This window comes from Pseudomonas sp. 30_B, from assembly GCF_017491605.1.
GTDB lineage: Bacteria > Pseudomonadota > Gammaproteobacteria > Pseudomonadales > Pseudomonadaceae > Pseudomonas.
Map to the genome: position 1 here is coordinate 1 of NZ_JAFGYY010000130.1, position 565 is coordinate 565.

1 protein-coding gene is annotated in these 565 nt (G+C 63.4%); it reads right to left on the bottom strand.

All coding sequences use genetic code 11. From position 1 onward, the window contains the following. Positions 1-108, bottom strand: a 108-nt coding sequence (locus tag J5M67_RS29685) for a 7-cyano-7-deazaguanine synthase (protein ID WP_368735960.1), incomplete at its 3' end; no start/stop codon positions are given. Positions 109-565: the final 457 nt, after the last annotated feature.

The window sequence follows — 565 nt, forward strand, 5'->3', positions numbered from 1 at the left end:
CGTCTCGACGGTCTGATAGCGCTCGAGCGCCCAGGCCACACATGTGGCCGAATCCTGGCCGCCGGAAAACAATACGAGCGCGCCGTCCTTAGCGTCTGTCCGAATCACCGTGATACTCCGTGAATGATGAGCGAGCGCGCCTGTGATTCGACGCGCGCCGGCTGCGCCGGCCCACCCAGTATAGGCAGGTGCGCGCGGCCCGAAACGGCGCGGCGCTTATGCCGCTCATCGCGCCGCGCGGGCGGCGCACGGACTCGCGCATGCACGAGCCGCCGAAACGAAAAAGGACTTGCGGCGCCTTCGGGCGCATCCTCAAGTCCTCTAAGTCGTTGAGTCGGCGAAGATTTTATCACGCCGCCCCACAATCGGCCGAGGCTCGGAATGCCGCTCCACAAACGAAAAACCCCAAGAATCTAGCGATTCTTGGGGTGGGATCTGCTGGTGGCCTGGGGCGGAATCGAACCACCGACACGCGGATTTTCAAAACGTACCGCCGACACCAGCGCCCCGTCTGGCAAGGCATCGCGGCCGCCCAAGAAGCGAAAAGCAGCCTGAAGTATTACAC